Below are 19,999 nucleotides of genomic sequence, written 5' to 3' on the forward strand. Positions count from 1 at the left end.
GTCTGTGGATGCGCTTCTCCTCATCCCAGAATCCACGCTGTCCCATTCTGCTATACCAAGCTGAATCGATTCTATGCCATATCTAACAAGCTGTCAGGGCGTGGCGAGGATTTTTCGAGGTGCCCTTAATGGATCAGGATGAGCACTTTAGGATGATGACATCTTTCATGAGCTGCTTCATCTCCGCTATTCAACGCATAGCAGAGTGTTTCAAGCTTGGATGAGTGCGCGTGCTCCCCACTGGCGTCGGTATGAGGATGCAGATCAGCGGTCTACTTCGACTAGTGGCCGCCCAACGAACAAGGATAGCTCGTGCGCAGCCAATGGAGCCTTTGGGTTTCCCAACGTCACTTCGTGGCTAGGTGATGGCAAGCATTAGATGGCCGGATTTCTGCAGAGGTTTGATTTTTGCTTGCTGTTCATGGTGGTGCGATAAGCTTGCTCGTCTGTCGTCCATTTCCACAGAGAGCTGATCATGCCTGTTCCTTCACTGCTGCAATACGAGCTAATCTGGATAGAGGGTCTCAATCGCGGTGATGTGTCTGTAGCCGATGATGTTTTTCTGCCTGACTGCATCTTTCATGTCACTGGCGTTCCGGAACCTATTCGTGGCGTCGGTCCATGGAAGGAATTCATCGCAGGCTTCTTGCTGGCTTTTCCCGATTTACATTTAACTGTTGAACGGCAAGTCATCGAAGGCGACTCGGTGGCATTTCATTGGCGTGGCACGGGCACGCACACAGGTCCGCTCGGGCCAGTGCCTGCGACAGGGAAGAAAATGGCAATCGAAGGGCTCATCATCGACCGATTGGTCGACGGCAAGGTGCAAGAACGCTGGGAGCAGTTCGATCAGTCCCTCATGCTCCATCAGCTTGGCTTAGCCTGATCGAAAGCTAAACCGCTACTCCGCAACCCTCTCAGGCTGCCTAGCATGTTACTCGAACATGTGCCTCAAGTGGACATGCTGCCGCCGGCTATCTGCTGCGCAACCCTATACTCACTGCCTGCCACTCAGAGGCAGCGTTGGCAAGTTGTTGTTGCCGTCACTTGTTCATGGCTGCGCTCCTCGGCAGCGTCGGCAGGTGTATTTCATTCATGCTGAAGTCTTGCCTGCTGACCTCACGCAATTCGACCAGTTGCAAGCTGTCGAACAACGCATCGCCGAATCCAGCACTCTGGCCCTGCTCGTCAACAGTGCTGGTTTTTGGCGGCTATATCCCTTTTGTCTCCTTAGCACCTGACCAAGCTGAAGAACTGATCCCTATTAGGACTTTGCGAAAATCTGTCTGTTCAGCCGCATTTTCCCATCAGATTTCGCAGGGTTCAAGGCCGCAACGCACCCCCAACCGCCGTAAATGCTTCTCCAGAGGTGCCGCAAGATCGGCGTCGAGCGGGTCCGTATGGTGCAGCTGCCCATCGAGGAGGTGGGCCACCGCTCCAGGCAGGCAACCGAGATTCCTGGCCAGGCACTGCTGGGCTTCGAACCTCAGCTCACCGGCAGGATCTGCCTGTAGCCAGAGTTGCCAACGCGGCGGCTGAGCCTCCCCGCCCTCGATCCGGCGCAGACCGTTGAGGTCAGCGAGCACCACCAGCTGATCGCCCTCACCCAGAAGCGTGTCGGGGGCTGGAAGGGAGCGCGCCATCCCGGTGTGTCTCTGGCTGAGAGTGATCACTGTGACGCCGTAGCCTTCCTGGATGCGGGCCACGCTTCGCCCTTGCAGGCTGTCCGCGGCCCCAACCCGATAGCGCACCAGCAGGAGGTTGGATCCATGGATCCGCCTCACTCCCTCCACGCGTTCCCCGAATGCCGTAGCGACAAACGCATCGGCGGCTAGATCGGTGATGGACACCACCCGAAGACCGCCCAGCAACGCGCCCAGCTGACCTGCCGATTCGACGGCAGGGGCAAGGATCCCTACCCGGGCCCCAGGCCAGCGCTGCTGGAGGGTCAGCGCAAGGGACAGATTGGCCAGCAAGTCCGCGGAAAGCAGGCCGATCGCTTCGACATGGCATTGACTCAGCAGGGTCAGTGCCTGCTCAAGTCGTTCGACGATCACTGGCTTGTAGGAATTGATGGTCTGTGTGCCGATCGCAGTCGCCGCCGCTGTCGGCTCCACCCTGATGACGGCATGACGTTCGGCCCACAGTTCCTTGGCAACCCCTTCAGCCAGGTTGCCGCCCCCGACCAACAGGATCTGGGAGCTGCCTCGCCGGAGATGACGTGGCCGGTCGAGTCCGAAACGGGCACTCAGCAAGCGGTCAAGGATCACCGCAACGAGCGCGGAGGTGAGCAGGGTGCCGATCAGCGAGTACAGAAGCGTTCCGGCGATCAGCGGGCCCGCTATCGCAGAAAGGTCATGCTGGCCCTTCTGCTGCAGCAGAACATTCACAGGATCGACGTACTCTCCCTTGAGCAGGGCCAGGGTGACGAACATTCCCTGCTTCCAGCCTCCGTTTTGGGAGAACGCTGCGATTCCGAAGACCAACAGAAGGCCGATCAGACCCGCAGAGGCCCACTGCACGGCGGGACGGAGTCGCAGCCATTCGTACCAACGGCTCGGATGCCGCAACAGGTATGTGATCAGCGGCCCCCGTTGATCGAGCCCATGGGTCAGCCGGTAAGCGATGGACTCCGACTCGCCGGTTTCAGGGTCCTGAGTGTGGTGCCCCTCGCTGGCGCGGAATCCCAGCAGGGTCACGATTGTGGTTTGCGCCGGGTCTTCGCCCCAGTGAAACTCAGGGGGGAGGTGCAGCCGCCGGAAATGACGCGACTGGGCCAGAGCGCGCTCTTCCTCTCCCGAATCCTTGGGAACAAACACCTCGAAATGCTGCCCATCGACCTCGAAGCAGGCCTGCTGGTTGCCGGGCCTCAGGGCCTGGGCGACGGCGCCCGCCGTGAGCAGGGTCGGATCCACCACTGCGACACCCGGCAGATGCTGCTCCAACAAGGCCCCGAATGAGGCGTCCTGACTTGAGGAGCGCACGACGATCTCCGCCGCGGGATTGAGCAGACGCACCTGCAGCGCCGCCTCGAAGTTCACGCTGCTCCGTGAGCTCAGCAGCAGCACGGCACGGGCGTGGCTCACCTCAGCCCGCTTCAGCACCTCCGGTCGCCTCATGTCGCCCAGCGTCAGGCCCTCCTCAAGCACGCCACAGAGTTCTGATTGGCTCCAGACCGGGGGCACGAGGTCGATGCAGCGCAACGGCACCTCGAAGGGGAGCAGCCTCAGCAGACAGGTCTTCCCAAGAGAACCCAACCCGCATACCAGCACAGTTGGATAGGTGGGAGCGTGAGTGGTCACCCGACTTCTCTGAGCAGGTTGTTGCTCATGGCTGGATCATCAGGGTCAGATGTCCGGATGGAAACCTGTAACCAGGATCTCATGAGCAACAGAAAGGCTGCATTCGCTTGCATTCGCGATGCGGCGTGTCAATGCAATTGCAGCTTGCAACGCTGAGCAGGCGTGTAACGAATTCGGAACCCTCACTGATCGTTGATCGGCCCTTAACCGGTGGTACGCAGCCTGAAGGAATCGCTCCGCGACACCCCGCGATGACCACCACCTCGTCCCCAGCCCAGAACTTACCCAATCCATCGGCCTATGGCGATCCCCAGCGAAATGGGCTGAGCAGCGATGACCTGTTCGATGGGATGACGGAGCACCTGTTCTTCACACTCGGACGGCGTGCCGAGGGGGCCAGCGCTCACGATCTTTACATGGCACTCAGCTATGCGGTGCGGGACCGGCTGCTGACACGCCATCTCGCCTACAAAGATGCCTTACGCGCCTCACAACCGAAGGCGGTGGCCTACCTCTCCGCCGAATTTCTGATCGGGCCTCAGCTCGGCAACAACCTGCTGATGCTCGGCATCCGCCAGCAAGCCGCCGTAGCAGTCAGTCGCTTTGGCCATCGGAACCTGGATGACATCCTGGAGGTGGAGGAGGAACCGGGACTGGGGAACGGCGGCCTGGGTCGTCTCGCCGCCTGCTACCTCGAATCGCTTGCATCACTTGAGATTCCGGCCACGGGCTACGGCATCCGCTACGAATTTGGGATCTTCGATCAGGAGATCCGCAATGGCTGGCAGGTGGAGATCACCGACAAGTGGCTGAAGGGAGGCTGGCCATGGGAGCTGGTGCATCCGGACAAGGCCTGCAAGGTGGGATTCGGGGGATTCACCGAGACGATTCACGACGACGATGGATGTCTCAGGGTGCACTGGACGCCTGCAGAAGCGGCAATCGGCATCCCGCATGACGTGCCGGTCCTTGGCTACCTCGTCAACACCTGCGACCGTCTGCGGCTGTGGCGCGCCGAGGCGGCAGAGTCGTTTGACTTTCATGCCTTCAACACCGGCGACCACTACGGCGCGGTTGAGGAGAAAGTGGCATCGGAAACTCTCTCCAAAGTTCTCTATCCCAACGACGGCACCGATGCCGGCCGGCGGCTGCGGCTGAAGCAGCAGCACTTTTTCGTGAGCTGCTCGGTCCAGGACATGCTTCGGAACCTGGATCAGCGTCACATTCCAGTGCAGGATTTTCCGGACCACTGGTCCATCCAGCTCAACGACACCCATCCCGCCATTGCAGTGGCGGAACTGATGCGACTGCTGATCGATGAGCGCCATCTCGGCTGGGATGAGGCCTGGGCGATCACCCATCGCTCAATGGCCTATACCAACCACACCCTGCTGCCGGAGGCCCTTGAACGCTGGCCGCTGGATCTGTTCGCTTCACTGCTGCCCCGTCATCTGGAGATCATCTTTGAAATCAATGCCAGATTTCTGCAGCAGGTGCGGTTGAAGTGTCCAGGCGATCTCGACATCCTGCGGCGCGTCTCGATCATCGAAGAAGATGGTGGTAAAACGGTGAGGATGGCCAACCTCGCCACAGTGGGGTCTCATAAAATCAACGGTGTGGCAGCACTCCACAGCGCCCTGGTGCGAGAGCATCTCTTTGCGGACTTCGCCCGGCTCTGGCCTGAGAAATTCACGAATGTCACCAACGGCGTGACGCCGAGGCGTTGGGTCGCTCTGGCCAATCCGCCGCTGCATGATCTGCTCAGCGAAGTCCTGGGCAACGACTGGGCAGCCCGGCCGGATTCGATGCGGGAGCTGGAGAGCCACCAGAAGGATGAAGCATTCCTCGAACGCTGGGGGGCCTGCAAGCTCGCAGCAAAACGACGGCTGGCAGAGATCATCGCCGCACAGTCGCAAGTGCTGATTGACCCGACCACCATGTTTGACGTGCAGGTGAAACGTATTCATGAGTACAAGCGGCAGCATCTTAATGCTCTACAAATTATCACCCGCTATCTGGACATCAAGCGAGGAGATTGTGAGGACCAAGTGCCACGAACCGTCATCTTCGGTGGCAAGGCCGCGCCGGGCTACGGCATGGCAAAGCTGATTATCCGTCTGATCAATGGTATCGCCGAAGTTGTGAACGAAGATCCTGACACGCGTGGCCTTCTGAAGGTTGTCTTCCTGGCTGATTACAATGTGAAGCTTGGCGAGAAAGTCTATCCAGCGGCCGATCTCTCCGAGCAGATCTCCACGGCGGGTCTGGAGGCATCAGGAACAGGCAACATGAAGTTCATGATGAATGGCGCGCTTACCATCGGCACCCTGGATGGAGCGAATGTGGAGATTCGAGAACAGGCTGGCGCTGAGAACTTTTTCCTGTTCGGCAAAACCACAGAGCAGATTGCTGAGCTCCGCAGGCATTACCGGCCCTGGGATTTACTCGATACCATGCCCTTGGTTCGGGAGGCCTTTGAACTATTGGCCAAAGGTCATTTCAGCCGTGGCGACCGTGATTTGTTCCAGCCGCTGATTCACGATTTGTTGAGCACAGACCGATTCTTCGTCATGGCCGACTTCAATGATTACGTTCATGCTCAGGAGAGCGTCTCCAAGGCTTGGAGCAACCGCGGACGCTGGAACCGGATGGCCCTGCTGAATGCCGCCCGCAGCGGCTTCTTCTCCTCAGATCGTGCCGTCCGGGAGTATGCGAAGTCGATCTGGAACGTTGAGCCACTCAAGGTCGTGATGGGCTGCGGTCTCGAGGGATGAGCGAGCAACCAGCCGAAATCTGGCTGATCCGCCATGGTGAAACGGAGTGGAGCCTCTCGGGCCAACACACTGGCAGTACCAACCTGCCCCTGACGGCGAACGGCGAGATCGTCGCCCGCCGGCTGCAGCCGCATCTGGCTGGCAGAGACTTCTCACTCGTGCTCTGCAGCCCGCTTCTGAGAGCCCGGCGCACCTGTGAACTGGCCGGCTTGGAGGATGCCATGCAGCTGGATGCCGATCTGATCGAGTGGAACTACGGCACCTATGAAGGCAGGACAACGGCGGAGATTCATCAGGAGCGGCCCGGCTGGATGGTGTTCCGCGATGGTTGTCCGGAAGGCGAATCACCTGACCAGGTGGGTGCTCGGGTGGACCGGGTGATTCTGCGGGCCAATGCCAGGGGTGGACGGCGGGTGGCGCTGTTTGCCCATGGGCATGTGCTGCGGGTACTGGTCGCCCGATGGCTTGGCCTCATGCCCCAACAGGGGTGCCACTTCCTGCTGGACACCTCCACACTGTCGATCCTCTCCTTCTATTGCGGGGAGCCTGCGCTCAGATGCTGGAACGCACCCTTGGACTGAACCTGATGGGGGAATCCTGCTCGATTCAGCCGAACAGGCCCGAGACATAATCCCTGGTGGTCTGCTGCTGCGGAGAATTAAAGATCTGCGATGATGGACCAAATTCTTCCATTACACCAACCTTGGCAAAACCATCCAGCGTGGGAATGACATTGAAAAAACTGGCCATGTCTGAGATTCGGTAGGCCTGCTGAAGGTTGTGAGTCACGATGACAATCGTGTAATGGCCCCGTAGTGACCTGATCAGTTCCTCAATCTTTTGAGTGGAGATCGGGTCAAGAGAGGAACACGGTTCGTCCATCAGAATCACTTCAGGAGCGATCGAGATTGCACGAGCAATGCAGAGCCGCTGTTGTTGACCTCCGCTCAATGACAATCCACTCATTTCCAACTTGTCTTTGCATTCGTCCCAAACTGCAGCTTGCCGAAGTGACCGCTCAACCAGAGAATCCATATCGCCCTTGAAGCCATTGATTCTGGCACCATAAGCAATGTTCTCATAAATGCTCTTTGGGAATGGATTTGGCTTTTGAAACACCATTCCAATTCGCCTTCGCACTTGCACAGGGTCAATGTGCGATGCATAGAGATTATGGCCCTGGAAAATTACTCGGCCCGTGAGGGTGCAGCCTGGAATCAGGTCATTGAGGCGGTTGATTGAGCGTAGAATTGTCGACTTTCCGCACCCAGAAGGACCAATGAATGCCGTTACCTGGCCACTGGGGATGAGCATGCTGACGTTACGCACAGCCTCTTGGCCGCCGTAGCGAATTGTGACACTCTCAAATTCGAGACATGTGTCGCTGGAAAGAGCTTCTGCGGATTTCTGATCGGGGATACCCAACATTCAGCCTCGCAAATAAAATCCTAACCGATGAACAAGAAGATTGATGCATAAAATTAGCATCACGATCACAAAAGAGGCCGCGAGGGCAAGCTGATTTTGGGCCTCGTATGGCATTATCGAATAGTTAAATACAAGTACCGACAGAGTGGCGATTGGCTTGAAGAGTCCTTCAGGCCAATAGAAGGAAAACATGGCAGTGAAGATCAGTGGCGCGGTCTCGCCGGCTGCTCGGGCTATCCCAAGCATCGATCCCGTCGCTATGGGAGTGAAAGCTGCAGGCAGGGTCACTCGCGTGATCGTCACGAACTTGGAGGCACCCACTGCCATTGCGGCCCAGCGCAGATCATCCTCCAGTAGTTTGAGTGCCTCATCGGTGGTCTTGATCACGGTTGGAATCATAATCACAGCCAGGGCAAGTCCACCGGCGACAGCACTGAAACTTTCACCGAACAGCAGTCGGGTGGTCACCACGAGTAAGTATATGAATATGCCGCAGATGATTGATGGGACACCTGCAAGCACATTGGTGCCGTAATGCACAAAGACTGAAAAAAGATCAACCCTGGAATACTCGGCAATGTAAATACCACCTCCAATCCCCACCGGGATCGCAATCAGACTCGCGATCCCGGTGACAATGAAAGTGCCAAGGATGGCATTGGCGATGCCGCCACCAGACAGGCCTGGAGGAGAAGGAAGCTGTGTGAACAGTTCAACGCTCATCAGGGCTCCTCCTCTAAACATTACATAACCCAGAACAAGAAGGAGAGGCAAAATCGCCAGCGTGGCGAATAGCCCCGCCAGGACTGTATAGAAAATGCCCTCTCGATTATGCTTAAGAAGTGGATTGTATTCAAGCGGACAGGAGTCGAATTCCTTGCGGTGATCGTCGTTGGCGAGTGCGTGGGGCAAGTGGCAGTTAGCTTTAATGTCCATCTTTGTCGACTTAGTATGTGAAGAGTAATGCACTAAAGATACCTAAGCAGCCAGCCAATAAGGTGTCGAGCCTAGTGATATCGGAGCTTGAGGCGCCTGACGACCCACTCGGCCAAGAAATTCACTAATAATGTTAGTATCATCAAAATCAAGGCGGCATACATCAAGGCAGAGACCTGAGGGCCAGTCGCTTCGCCAAACTGATTGGCCAACATGGAGGAAATCGTGTTGCCAGGGGACAGCAGGCTGGGCGAAAAATTCGTAGAATTACCAATGATCATTGTAACTGCCATGGTTTCCCCCATCGCACGGCCCAATGCCAGCAAGACGCCGCCTGCGATGCCAGATATTGCGGCCGGGATGATAATCTTTATGATCGACTGCCAGCGACTGCTGCCAACTCCATACGCTGCAAAGCGCAACTCAATGGGTACCTGATCAAGCGTATCTCGCGAGATTGAAGTGATAATAGGAAGCAGCATCACTGCTAGAATTATTACTGCAGGCGCCATCCCAGGACCAATTGGTTGAGTGCTGAACAGCGGAATCCAGCCTAGTCTCTGATGGACAGAAGTAAGCACCGGCCTTAGCGCTGGCTCCATCACGAAAATCGCCCATAACCCAAGAATGACGGAGGGAATTGCTGCCAATAGCTCCACCATGATGCCGATGATTCTTCTGATGGAGTAAGGGAGAATATCTTCTGTGATAAATACCGCTGAACCCACGCCAAGTGGCACGGCAACTAGAAGTGCCAGCAGAGACGAAACCAGCGTTCCGTAGATTGCCGTGAAAGCCCCATAGCTTTCATTGCTTGGATCCCAGTCAGATCGAATGAGAAAATCCAGGCCATAAGCAACAATGGCTGGCAGTGATCCTGCGAAAACGACCAGGAGAATCGCGATTACCAGGATTCCAACGATTGATGCCAGAACAATTGTGAGCCAGCGAAAACCATGGTCAAGCAACCGATCCTTCCATGGCCTTCGTCGCTGTGTGAATCCCGATGCCGTCTCCTGTGCCTTCGGCTTCCTCCATAAGCTGATCTGAGGCCGTCTTGATCTCATTGCAACAGAGGGCTCTTGCCTTTAACCTACCTTTGCGGATTTAACGAGTGGTTAAGCCTCGTGGCTGGCCGAAGCCACCATTAGAATTCCCGCCTTGAAAGTGAAGCTTCGAGTCGATGCTCTTCGCAACATGAGCACGAGCCGACTTTGCTCCACTGCCCGGATTAAGATCAGGATCCAGGCTTGGGACAACGGCAAGCAAGCTCCCGCTTCAAGACCCTGTCCTCCTCGATGAGGCCGGTCACTGCGGGTGCACCCAGGGTCTTTGGCGAGGATGCAGGGTCATTCCGAACTAGCTCGCAACGTGAGGGTGGCTCAGCTCGGGGTGGCTCTGCCGTTTCTGGCCTTCAGCCATGGCCGCAGCCCGCCGGGCTGAGCGGAATGGCCTCGGGGTGATGGTGCGCCGCCAGTTCGAGGCGGCGGAAAGTGGGGCTGTTCTTGCGCTGATGGTTCTGCATCCGCAGCACGATGTCGTGGAGCGTGCGCACGGTTGCTGCGATGTTGGGCCCCTTGTTCAGCATCACCCCCTCGGCGCGGGCGCCCATGGCGGCATCGGTGATCTCCGCGCGCGTCGGCGTGCCACGCTGCGCCAGCTCCTCAAGCACCTGGGTGGCCCAGATGCAGGGGAGATGGGCCGCTTCACAGACACGCAGCATCTCTTCCTGGATCTCAGCAAGCCGTTCCCAGCCGCACTCGATCGCCAGATCGCCGCGGGCGATCATCACGCCGAGCGGCGCCGGATGGCGCATGCCGGCCAGCAGCAGTGCGGGCAGCTGATCGAAGGCCTGGCGTGTCTCGATCTTCAGGATCACGCCCAGATCCGGTCTACCGAGGCGGATGAGTTGCTCCTGCAGGGCGTGCACGTCGTCGGGGCGGCGCAGGAAGGATGCGTTGACGATGTCGGCATGGCTGGCGACGAAGGCGAGGTCCTCTAGGTCGCGGGAGGTCAGCGCCGGTACCCTGAGCGTGCTGTCAGGAAGATTGATGCCCTTGTCGGCCCGCAGCCGGGAACGCTGCCGCCGCGCTGCGGTGATCTCAACCAGCAGTTCGGGGGCGCCAGCAGGGCCGGGCGGGATTGCCACGATCCGGCCGGCGATCCGGCCGTCATCGAAGACGATCCGCTCGCCGACCTTCACATCGGCGAAGACCTCCGGCAAGGTGCAGCCGATCACCGCCGGACTGGTCACGGCGCCACGAGCATCGAGCACAGCGTCACGTCCCGGCTCTGTGCCCGCCACGATTCGCAGCCGATCTCCTGGCTGCAGAGTCACGGCGCCGGGCTGCGGCGGGACCACGCCCACCAGGATCGAGATCCCGGCCTGGTTGACGAAGCGCAGCCCGGGGATGAAGTGGCAGGTGCGGGTGCTGCTCAGCAGCAGGCCTTCCGCCAGGCGCCTCTCGATCTTGAAGCGCCGCTGACGGCCGGACGCATCGACGCCCTGCAGCACATCACCGGCCTTGAGCCGTTGCCAGTCGTCGCCGCTGACAGGCACCACGGCATCGACCCCGGCTGGGGGCTCGAGCGGTCGCATCACCGGCGCGAACAGGAGCTTCGCCGGCGTCAGCAGCCGGCCGAAAACGTCACGGCGAGGCTTGCAGACCAGCAGCCGCGGCCCCGCCTCCACCGGGCCGGTGCGGAGTTTGGGGCCGGCCAGATCCATGGCGATCCGGCAGGGGCGGTCCGTGGCGGCGCTGGCGGATCGCACCTGATCCACCATCCGTTGCCACACCCTGGGGTCGTCGTGGGCGCAGTTGATCCGGGCAACGGTCATGCCGGCCTCGAGCAACTCGGCGATCAGGGCTGGATCAGCCGCGGCCTCGGCGGGCAGGGTCACCATGATCGTGCCCTCCTCGCCGAGCAGCCGCCGGGTGTTCCCGGCAGCCAGGGCCAGGCCGGCCCTGTGCTCTAGCGGTGGCTCCGCTCCCAGCCGGTGGCCACAGTCCTCTCCTGAGAGCGCGCAGAGGATGGCCAGCACCCGCCGCAGCGTGGCGAGCACGCTGGCCTCACAGCGGCCGAGTGAGGAAAGCCCCAGGCAGGCGAGCTGCTCCTGCAGCTCGCGGATGTCGTGCTGCCGCAGCGCCACGTAGTGGACGAGATTGAGAGCGCTGGGCCGATAGGCCGGTGCCACCGCCTCCAGGATTGGTAGCTCGCGGCTCTCAAGCTCCACCATGGAGCGAGCAAGTTCCACCAGTCTGGGGATGATCCCCCCGGGATCCTGGCAACCGCCGAAGAATTCCGCTGGAAGAGGCCGGCCCCCGGATCCGACCGCAGCCATCTCAAACGACACCGGAGCCAGCACTGTGTCCATCAGACCACTCTGATCCGGCTGGCCCGCGGCTTCAGTCTTGCTGCATACATGGGCCTGAGCAGGCCGAGCAGGTTCTGGTGCGCTCTCTGAGGGGTCAGCTCAGCTCCGCCAGCCGGATCTTCAGATCCCGCAGGCGTTGATCGATGGCAGCGAGCAGATCCAAGGCAAACATCGGCGTCTCCTGAAGGGCAAACAGGAACTCCTCTCGTCCCATCACCAGCAGGCGGCAGGGGGTGATCGCCACAGCGTGTCCCTGGCGCCGGTGCTGGGGATCCACCAGTGCCCCCATGCCGAACACATCTCCCGGGGCGATGTCTTCACTGCAGGGGGCCGGGCCCCAGCTCAGCCGCACGGTGCCCTCAAGCAGGCCGAACATCTGGTCGCCGGGTGCTCCGGCCTCGAAGACCGTGTCGCCTTCGGCAACCTCGAGCACGTCACCGTTCTGTGCCAGCGAACGCATGATCTCCAGGGGGGTGACGGCCATGACAGGAGGAAAGGAGTTTGAAAAAGTGTGGCCCAGACGGGTTAAGAACCGGTTGGCGGCCTGCTCAGCGGGACTTGATCGTGCCGGGAGCCATTCCCCAAGGGCCAGCACCGCAACTCGCGTGAATCAGGTTGTGAAGACACTGAGGATCGCTCCGGCGAGTTTCGTGCCTCTGCGGGCCTGTGGTTCAGGCATCGGTGGCATGAGCGGCAAGAAAATGCCGAGATTCCGATGGCTTTACGGCTCATTCAGTCCATCCCGGCTGGTGGTGTTCCCCGTTGCTGTCCCACAGATGTAAAACTGTATTTTCACTGGCGCCGTAGCTGCTGCCAGAGTTGGATGGCAGCACGGCGCTGACACCCCGGCCCAGCGATGGTTTGTTGACAGAACCTCCTGAGATGACTGACAGTCGGCAAGCCTAAGTGCCACCTGGAAACATGAGCGACACCATTCAAGTGTTTATCGAACGGTTAAGGGCTGAAGACGGAACAGAACTGGAGCGGATGGCTCGCGAGGCCACCACCGTCGGCGACTTGGAGGCCGTGGCTGCTGAGGCGGGCATCAGCCTGAGCGGGGCTGCTCTGGTCAAGCATTTTGCAAAGCTGGTGGTGGAGAGCGACGATGCTTCTGCTGTCAAGAACTTCGACAGCCTCTGCTGGGACGTTGGTGAACTGCTTTGGATTTTGAACAATTGGAAACCTTGAGCTCCCCCCACAGGGCTGGCTTCAGGGGGCCATTCCGTCGCGAGCAGTGGTATCGCGGATCCGCTGAGCCAGCTCCCGGATCACTCCCTGCTCGATCCTGAAAAGACGAGTGGGCACCAGAGCGGAGACAGAGGCCGAACGGGGTTCCGGATCCAAGGCCGCGAGCTCGCCCACGATTTCCCGTGGTCCGAGTTCCACGATCATGTGATAGCCGATGTGCACACGAACCAGACTATCCTTGATCACATACATGGAAGTGCCGAGGTCACCTTTGGCGAAGAGCTGCTCCCCAGGGGACAGTGTCTCCTCCTCGAGGGCATCGGTCAGCTGCCGCTGCACATCGGCGGGGGTTGTGGGGAAGATGCCCACGCTCTTCAGCAGGAGCACCTTTTCCATCGTGACGGTGCTGGTAAGGGGGGTGGAGTTCATGGTCAATTCTGCAAGCAGATCCTCAGGATCCGTATCAATGTGCAGAGTCATCCTCGCCATCTTCACGGATCCGTCCATGGCCTGAGCCCAAGGTCTGATCCCTGACCGGGCCGGTTGCGGCCGTTGTGAGAGTGCATTGGCGGTGCAGCAGCGGATCGACTGCGGGACAGGGAATTCTTGCTGGGAATCCATCAGGCCACGAAATCCCACCATGACCACAGCGATGGTGAGCAGACTCAGCTGCCAGACCCTGCGGTCAGTCAGCGTCCGGGCCAGCCGGAGTTGCAGGACGCTGCTGACAGGTCCGACAACGGCCAGGGCAAGGAAAACGTAAGGAAGGTTCTGCGGTCCGACTCTGGAGAGAAACAGGGCGTTTGCGGCCGTGAGGATGAACAGCAGAGCCGTGCCCGAATCACATCACTCGCAGTGTTGATTAGTGCTTTCGACACGATGACCGCACTGCTCCTGAGTCCTCACCAAGGGCGAAGGCGACTGGGGGAACGGCCGGGAGTCTTTCCCCCAGGACCAGCGCCGGAAATCGCATGAATCAGAATGTGAAGACACTGAGGATCGCTCCGGCGAGTTTCGTGCCTCTGCGGGCCTGTAGTTCAGGCATCGATGGCATGAGCGTCAAGAAAAGGCCGAGATTCAGATGGTTCTGAGGCTACGCCCTGATTCTTGGCGTGATGGTGTTGATCGCCGGGCTGTAAGCGTATGTCTTGTGGCGTCGAGGCTGGTTCCAGCACTGGACCGCGATGCGGCGCTGAGTGTTCCTCCAGAGGAACCTCTGCAGCAGCTCACAGGCGGCTGGGAGATACCAATCAGAAGATAGGATCCTGCTGCAGGGCCGATGAACTTGTCGCGGCAGACACACGCGGCGGAGCGCGTTTCCGTCCGGGCTGACTCAGGCCGGCTGCCGTTCAAGCACGTTCACCGCCTCGCCGCTGCGAGCCTCCAGCCGTGAGAAGGATCTGCGCACCACCAGCATCGTTGCGTCGTCCTCAAGCGAGTGGGCTCCCGTGAATCGCCGCAACTCCTCGCGTAGCTGATCGATCAACGGATCCAGCGGCTCCAGCCGTCGAAGGCCCAGAAATTCCATGCAACGCGTCTCCGAAAATGGCTCGCAGGCATCGTTTTCGGCTTCGGTGATCCCATCGGTGTAGCAGAACAGCAGATCACCTGAATGGAGAGTTGCCTCCATGACGCTGAAGGAAGCTTCGGGGAAAACGCCGATCAAGGCCCCTGCTGGGAGAGGGAGAGGTCGCGTTTCGCTTTCGGCCACGATCAGGGGAGCACAGTGACCGGCGTTGGAGTATCGGAGGAGGCCGCTGCCCAGGTCGAGGAACCCGCAGAACACGGTGATGAAATGGGAGGTCTCATTGCCTTCGCAGAGGCGGTCATTCAGCTTCCTGAGCAATTCATTCGGCGACGGCTCCGAGATGGCCAGCATGCGCAGCAGCCCGACGGCGCGTGCCATCAGCAAAGCAGCCCCCATGCCATGACCCGATACGTCACCGATGCAGATAAACAGACGATGATCATCGATCAACAAGACATCAAACAGGTCACCACCCACCGAGGAGGCAGGTTCCATCAACGCGCTGACCTGGAAGTCCGATCGGTCGGGAAAAAGTGGACGGTGCAGCGGCAGCATTCCCGTCTGCAGCTCATGAGCGAGGTGCAACTCCTTGCGCAGGTGCGAGAGTTCGAGGCCTTCACGCTGAGCTTGCAGCGTGAGTTGATTGGTGAGACGCATCCGCTCGGTCAGGCCGGTCATCAGATTCCTCGCCACACCGGGCAGCAGGATCAGCCGAGACCACAGCAGTTCCGGGGTGAGCCGCAGCACGGTCGAATCCGACACCGCCCGAACCAGGGCGGAGACGGGCTTCCCATCAATGGCCGAGAACTCACCGACGCACTGCCCGGCCGGAATGGGAATCCCAGCACTCTGATACCCATCAGCTTCGAGAAGCGCGATCATCTCACCACTTAACACGATATAGACGTTCTGATTGGCCTCACCGGGTCGAAGCAACGTCAAACCAGCAGGAAGTAGAAGTAGATCGGCTTTGGAGAGAGCAATTTCCAGGGCCGCCAAGTCAACATTATGGAAGAGAGGCACCCAGTCAAGAGATTCGGGCACTTTTCGATCACCCCAGAGCCCGAGTGAGACCGGGAAAGCGGATTGAGACTTCTGGATGGCGGCGCGGTCAGACATTGTGCGGCCAATGGACAGTGATTCTCAGCTGGTTCCTATCCTCGACGCGGCAATAATCGAGATCATCGGAAAAAGTACGCATCATCTTCAAGCCCAATCCACCTGGCTGTGCATCGAGAAGCGAGCCAGGGGTGGGTCTTGGAACGTAATCGTCCAGATCGAATGAAGTGCCGGAGTCAGTGATCGAGAGAACCGCCAAGTTGTGTTCGCCGGATCGACCCACGCTCAGCCGAAGCAGAACGGGGCAGCTCAAGGCACCTGGACCTCCATGATTGATCACGTTCGCGAGTGCCTCATTCAGGCAGAGGTCCAGCCGCAGAATCTGGTCGGGGGGAACATCGCGCTCCTCGCATTCGCTGGCCAGCCAGACGGATGATCTTCCAACGTCGACGGCATTCGCCTGGATGGTGAGGGCGGCGGCGGGAAAAATGGGTTCACCTGGCATGGAAGCAGCTCAGGCGACGGCAGCCTCTAGGGCTTCCCTTTCCGTGGCGAACATGGGGACAATTGTGCCAACACCAGTGGTTTCGAGAGTCTTGGCCACAAGATCATTATCACCGACAAGAAGAACAAGCCGCCCATCGCGCCGGGCGACCGCCTTGGCATTATTGATGATTTCACGAATAGCCACCGATGCGAGGAACGTGACTTCTCTCAGGTCAACGATCACACGTCGTCCCTTTGCCGCACTGAGGGAAGCGAATTTCATCGTGATCGCTTCCGTTCCGATCATATCCAGCCGTCCAGAGAGCCTGATGCTCCGACAGACATCGCTGTGATCTTCATGCTCAATTGAAGCAGACGACATTCTTGCCGGTCAAAATAAGACTTCATTCTAGCCTACAAACCGGAGCGAGGCTAAGCGCGATCGGCACCAGGTTTCGAGCTATTCGCCTCGGCATTCGACAGGAGCCTGCCTCGGTTCAACCGGCTTGGGAGGTGTCGGCGCCACGGGCTGCCTGCCTGGCATCGCTCTAGGCGGCTTCCCTCGCCGTCGTCTGGCGGATCCGCTTGGCCAGTTCCCGGATCACCCCCTGGATGATCTCCGGCTGATCCACCATCAGATCCAGCAGGGTCTCCTGCTCGATGCGGTAGAGCCGGGTTGGCCGAATCGCCGTCACGGAGGCAGAACGGGGTTCCGGATCGAGAGCCGCCAGCTCTCCCACGATCTCGTGATCACCCAGTTCGACGATGGTCTGGTCCCCGACATGAACCCGAACCAAGCCATCGATGATCACATACATGGATGTGCCCAGCTCTCCGCGCTCGAACAGGGTCTCGCCAGCAGACAACTGCACTTCATCCAGCGCGTTGGCAAGTTGCAGCAGGACATCACTGGGTGTCGAGGCGAAGATGCTCACCCCCTTGAGAAGGATCACCCGCTCGATTGTGACGGAACCGTTCATGAGAGTCTTGTGGTCGGACATGAGGTCGAGCAGATTGCGTACCCGAGGATGATCGTGGTGGGCAATCCTCGTCGCATATTGGCCGATGTCCGACGGATTGAGCGACCAGGACGCAAGCAGGGCGGTCTCGGCGATCACTGGATTCCCCGAACCGATCGCGTCGGTCACGGCATCGTGAAAGCTGACGTCGGGGCGGCGGGCGGCGCAATAGAGCGCACAGGCACGAGTCCAGGAATCGGAGCTCAGCCCCCTACGGGCTTCGAGGATCTCAAGCAGACGCTCATGCGCGGGAAGGGGCCTCGGTCGCACCTCCTCCGGGAGCTCCCGCAGGGCGGCAGGAGGGGCAAGGCGCTCCAGGAAGGGAAACGTGAGGCTCTTCAGGACAGGGGTGAGAATCGAATCCAGGAGTTCGAGCGCGATCGCCCTCTCCCGTGGCGATCCTGTCCAGTAGCGCAGGCGGGCCTGTCGAAGAACGCTGCCGGATTCAAGGAAACCCAGCAGCAGGAGCAGCCGATCCCTTGTGCGCTCCAGTTCGTTGGCCAGTGCCATGGGCAGGACCTCATGCAGATCATGACCGAATTCAGCGATAGCGCTCAGGAGCCAGGCACCGTGGCGAACCTCACGCAGCAGCTGGTTTTCCACCTCGGGGCGGGCGCTCTCATCGGCGTGGTATCTGCATCCCGCCAACGAGGACTGGGCCGCGTGGCGGATGGCCGGGTCTTCCGACCGGCTGCGGTCCAGAAGCGAGGCGATGGCAGAGGGGGAACGGAGTGTCCCGAGCAGGCGGAGAATCCGCCGCTCTTCCTCGCTGCCGGTCGGCGCCCGCTCGAGTTGGACGATCAGGGAATCGACACCCGCGTCGCCAGCGGCAAGCAGGGACCGGCGCGCCTGAACGGCGCAGGCCGGATCGCCCAGACTCTCTGCGACGGCAGGCCATAGGCGGGGATGACCGATCGCTCCCGCGGCCTCGAGTGCAGCCCTGCGCACCCTAACGTCCGGATCAAGGAGAAAGGACTGCAAGGGTCGGTACAGGCCACGATGGCCGATCTGCCCCAGGACCTGAACGCCGTCCGCACGCTGGCCGGGATCGGCGGACCGCAGCAGGCGGCGGAGCATCAGCCAGCCGTTCCGACGACCCGTCTTGTCGCCATGACGCAGCAGGCCGACAAGTACGGCGGTGCGCACCGCCGGATGCGGACTTCGGAGGTCCACAGCCAGTCGGGCCGGGTTGCGTTCAGAATCCTGTACCGCCAGCACCCGGATCGCGGCGGCGCGCACCTCGGGAATCGGATCGGCGTCGGCGATGGACCTCAGGGCCCCCAGATCGGGCAAGGTCCCTGTTCGTTCCAGCAGCCCCAGAGCATGACACCGCAGCTCGGGAGCGGGGTGCCTCAGGAGCGCCGGAAGCTGGTTCTTCAGAAAGGCTGGGTCGGCGTCCGCCAGCAGATCGAGGGCATAGACGGCGGAGCCGACCTGCTGACCGAGCGCCGTTTTCCGCAGGATGGCCAGCGTGGCGGGATCGCTCGCCTGGAACGCACCGCCTGTCAGCTGCCTGCGTTGCAATGCCATGGCCAGCGCCCGCGGATACTGTCGGCGCAGAAGCCGAGCCAGAACGAGCCAGACCCCTGCCACAGCAGACATCAGGCAGGCAAGGGCCGTCACTCCATCGGGCCAGAAGCTGTCGAGGCTCAGTAGCAGAACGCCGGCGAGGCCTGCGCCCACCGGGCTGATGATTCCTTCTGCGAAGGTCTGGATTCTGACCCTGTCCCGGCTGGCGAACGGCTGAAACAGGAGCAGAACGGAGGAACGATCGATCGAGAGCCGCAGAACGCGATCGAAGAACTTTGATAGCGCAAGAGCCCCGAAGACCAACAGGGTGGGGAGACCCAGACCAGTGGCCGCAACGCTGGCCAGCGACGTCAGGCCGAGGCTGAGCGGAAGGACCAGCAGACCGAAGCCCAGCCCCCAGCGGTTGAGCACAGGACCGGTGGCAAACGATCGCAGCCCCAGCGTCGTGGAGGCTGCCACGGCGTAGAAGGTGCCGAGAAAGGCAGCCACCGCGTCGGCATTGCTGAAACGTGCATGCGCCGCCACCAGAAAACTCTTGTCGACCAGGAAGCGCATCAGCACAGATGCCAGGAACAGCGCCAGGATCAGCCTCGTGTAGCTCGACTGCAGCGGCTGGGCCCGCTGGAGTACGTTCCCCCGCTGCTGGGGATCGGAGAGGTGCCGGTGCCGGCGATCAACGCGCAGAATGAATTCCACGACGGGGAGGCAGAGCGCGGCGGCGGCGGCGGAGAGAAGCACGAGATTCTCACTGCCGATCCGAGCCACCAGCACGGGCAGCCCGAAGCCGCCTACGACGAGGGCCAGCACTTCTCCTGAGCCGATCACCCCATACAGCCGCTTGGCCTGGCGCACATCGAGCAGCGAGGCGGTGAGGCCCCAGAACTCCAGGTTCAGTAACCCCTCCACCAACCGATACCAGATCAGCAGACCGAAGGCCGCCGCCAAGGCAGCATCGGTAGCCATCAGCGAGCGGAGAATGAGAAAACCCAGAGTGATCAGCAACAGGCTGAATCGCCAGGCTTGCTGATTGGAATATCGGTTGGCGAACCAGAGGTGAAAACCACTGGTGAGTGGCCCCACGATGGCCACGGTGAGATAGATCAGTGGGAGGCCCTGGGGGCCAACGAAGGAGAGAAAGAGAGCATTTGCCGATGTCAGCGTGAAGATAAGAATCGAGCCGATAAGCGCAGAATGCAGGAAAAGTGCTGCGACAAGAGCTCTCTCGCCGGGTTGAACTCCGAGGCCTGCGCTAATGTAATCGCGGACCGAATACCCCCAGGAACGAATCGTCCCGACGACCGATGAAGAATCTTCTGGTGTCACGGATGATCCAGCCTTCCCAGCCAATGAACAGAGAACCTTACGTCTGCATG

15 protein-coding genes are annotated in these 19,999 nt (G+C 60.1%); 4 read left to right on the forward strand and 11 right to left on the reverse strand.

Annotated features, from left to right (window positions below):
• The first annotated feature begins 475 nt into the window (after positions 1-475).
• On the forward strand, positions 476-886 hold the full coding sequence (locus tag KBY77_RS13745; RefSeq protein ID WP_255105601.1) for an ester cyclase: 411 nt from the start codon (positions 476-478) through the stop codon (positions 884-886).
• Between the two features lie 421 nt (positions 887-1,307).
• Here the strand turns inward: KBY77_RS13745 and KBY77_RS13750 are convergent, their stop codons facing one another.
• The gene (locus KBY77_RS13750) at positions 1,308-3,302 is read right to left on the reverse strand and encodes an NAD-binding protein (protein WP_315856588.1); all 1,995 of its coding nucleotides are present in this window, start codon (positions 3,300-3,302) and stop codon (positions 1,308-1,310) included.
• Positions 3,303-3,553: 251 nt separating this feature from the next.
• Here KBY77_RS13750 and KBY77_RS13755 point away from each other — a divergent pair, with 251 nt between their 5' ends.
• Together KBY77_RS13755 and KBY77_RS13760 are read left to right on the forward strand one after the other, a co-directional pair.
• Positions 3,554-6,076: a glycogen/starch/alpha-glucan phosphorylase gene (locus KBY77_RS13755; protein ID WP_255105603.1), complete on the forward strand. Its 2,523-nt coding sequence runs from the start codon at positions 3,554-3,556 to the stop codon at positions 6,074-6,076.
• Complete coding sequence (locus KBY77_RS13760) at positions 6,073-6,657, forward strand: histidine phosphatase family protein (RefSeq protein ID WP_255105605.1); 585 nt, start codon at positions 6,073-6,075, stop codon at positions 6,655-6,657. Before KBY77_RS13755 ends, KBY77_RS13760 begins: the two co-directional genes overlap by 4 nt.
• Positions 6,658-6,682: 25 nt before the next feature.
• Here the strand turns inward: KBY77_RS13760 and pstB are convergent, their stop codons facing one another.
• The 5 genes from pstB to KBY77_RS13785 all read right to left on the reverse strand — a co-directional run bounded on the left by pstB (position 6,683) and on the right by KBY77_RS13785 (position 12,300).
• Entirely contained in the window at positions 6,683-7,495 is an 813-nt protein-coding gene (pstB, locus tag KBY77_RS13765) for a phosphate ABC transporter ATP-binding protein PstB (RefSeq protein WP_255105753.1), read from the reverse strand.
• Positions 7,496-7,504: 9 nt separating this feature from the next.
• Positions 7,505-8,416: a phosphate ABC transporter permease PstA gene (gene pstA / locus KBY77_RS13770; RefSeq protein ID WP_255105606.1), complete on the reverse strand. Its 912-nt coding sequence runs from the start codon at positions 8,414-8,416 to the stop codon at positions 7,505-7,507.
• 95 nt (positions 8,417-8,511) lie between these two features.
• Positions 8,512-9,507: a phosphate ABC transporter permease subunit PstC gene (gene pstC, locus KBY77_RS13775; protein WP_399212915.1), complete on the reverse strand. Its 996-nt coding sequence runs from the start codon at positions 9,505-9,507 to the stop codon at positions 8,512-8,514.
• Positions 9,508-9,854: 347 nt separating this feature from the next.
• Positions 9,855-11,816 carry a pyruvate kinase gene (locus KBY77_RS13780; RefSeq protein WP_255105609.1) on the reverse strand — a complete coding sequence of 654 codons (1,962 nt, stop codon included), beginning with the start codon at positions 11,814-11,816 and terminating at the stop codon, positions 9,855-9,857.
• Positions 11,817-11,910: 94 nt separating this feature from the next.
• The gene (locus tag KBY77_RS13785; RefSeq protein ID WP_255105611.1) at positions 11,911-12,300 is read right to left on the reverse strand and encodes a Crp/Fnr family transcriptional regulator; all 390 of its coding nucleotides are present in this window, start codon (positions 12,298-12,300) and stop codon (positions 11,911-11,913) included.
• 437 nt (positions 12,301-12,737) lie between these two features.
• On the opposite strand from KBY77_RS13785, the gene KBY77_RS13790 reads away from it, so the two are divergent.
• Entirely contained in the window at positions 12,738-13,004 is a 267-nt protein-coding gene (locus KBY77_RS13790) for a hypothetical protein (protein WP_255105613.1), read from the forward strand.
• Between the two features lie 21 nt (positions 13,005-13,025).
• Here KBY77_RS13790 and KBY77_RS13795 read toward each other — a convergent pair whose 3' ends face one another.
• From KBY77_RS13795 to KBY77_RS16660, 5 genes are all read right to left on the reverse strand, one after another.
• Positions 13,026-13,433 (reverse strand): cyclic nucleotide-binding domain-containing protein, encoded by a 408-nt coding sequence (locus KBY77_RS13795; protein WP_255105615.1) that lies wholly within the window; start codon positions 13,431-13,433, stop codon positions 13,026-13,028.
• 904 nt (positions 13,434-14,337) lie between these two features.
• Entirely contained in the window at positions 14,338-15,651 is a 1,314-nt protein-coding gene (locus tag KBY77_RS13800) for a PP2C family protein-serine/threonine phosphatase (RefSeq protein ID WP_255105617.1), read from the reverse strand.
• Positions 15,644-16,096, reverse strand: a complete 453-nt coding sequence (locus tag KBY77_RS13805; RefSeq protein WP_255105620.1) for an ATP-binding protein — start codon at positions 16,094-16,096, stop codon at positions 15,644-15,646. The genes KBY77_RS13800 and KBY77_RS13805 overlap by 8 nt, the downstream gene beginning before the upstream one ends.
• Before the next feature lie 9 nt (positions 16,097-16,105).
• The gene (locus tag KBY77_RS13810; protein WP_255105623.1) at positions 16,106-16,459 is read right to left on the reverse strand and encodes an STAS domain-containing protein; all 354 of its coding nucleotides are present in this window, start codon (positions 16,457-16,459) and stop codon (positions 16,106-16,108) included.
• Positions 16,460-16,625: 166 nt separating this feature from the next.
• Positions 16,626-19,715 carry a cyclic nucleotide-binding domain-containing protein gene (locus KBY77_RS16660; protein ID WP_255105625.1) on the reverse strand — a complete coding sequence of 1,030 codons (3,090 nt, stop codon included), beginning with the start codon at positions 19,713-19,715 and terminating at the stop codon, positions 16,626-16,628.
• Positions 19,716-19,999: the final 284 nt, after the last annotated feature.

Source organism: Synechococcus sp. Cruz-7E5 (assembly GCF_024345995.1).
Lineage (GTDB): Bacteria > Cyanobacteriota > Cyanobacteriia > PCC-6307 > Cyanobiaceae > Regnicoccus_A.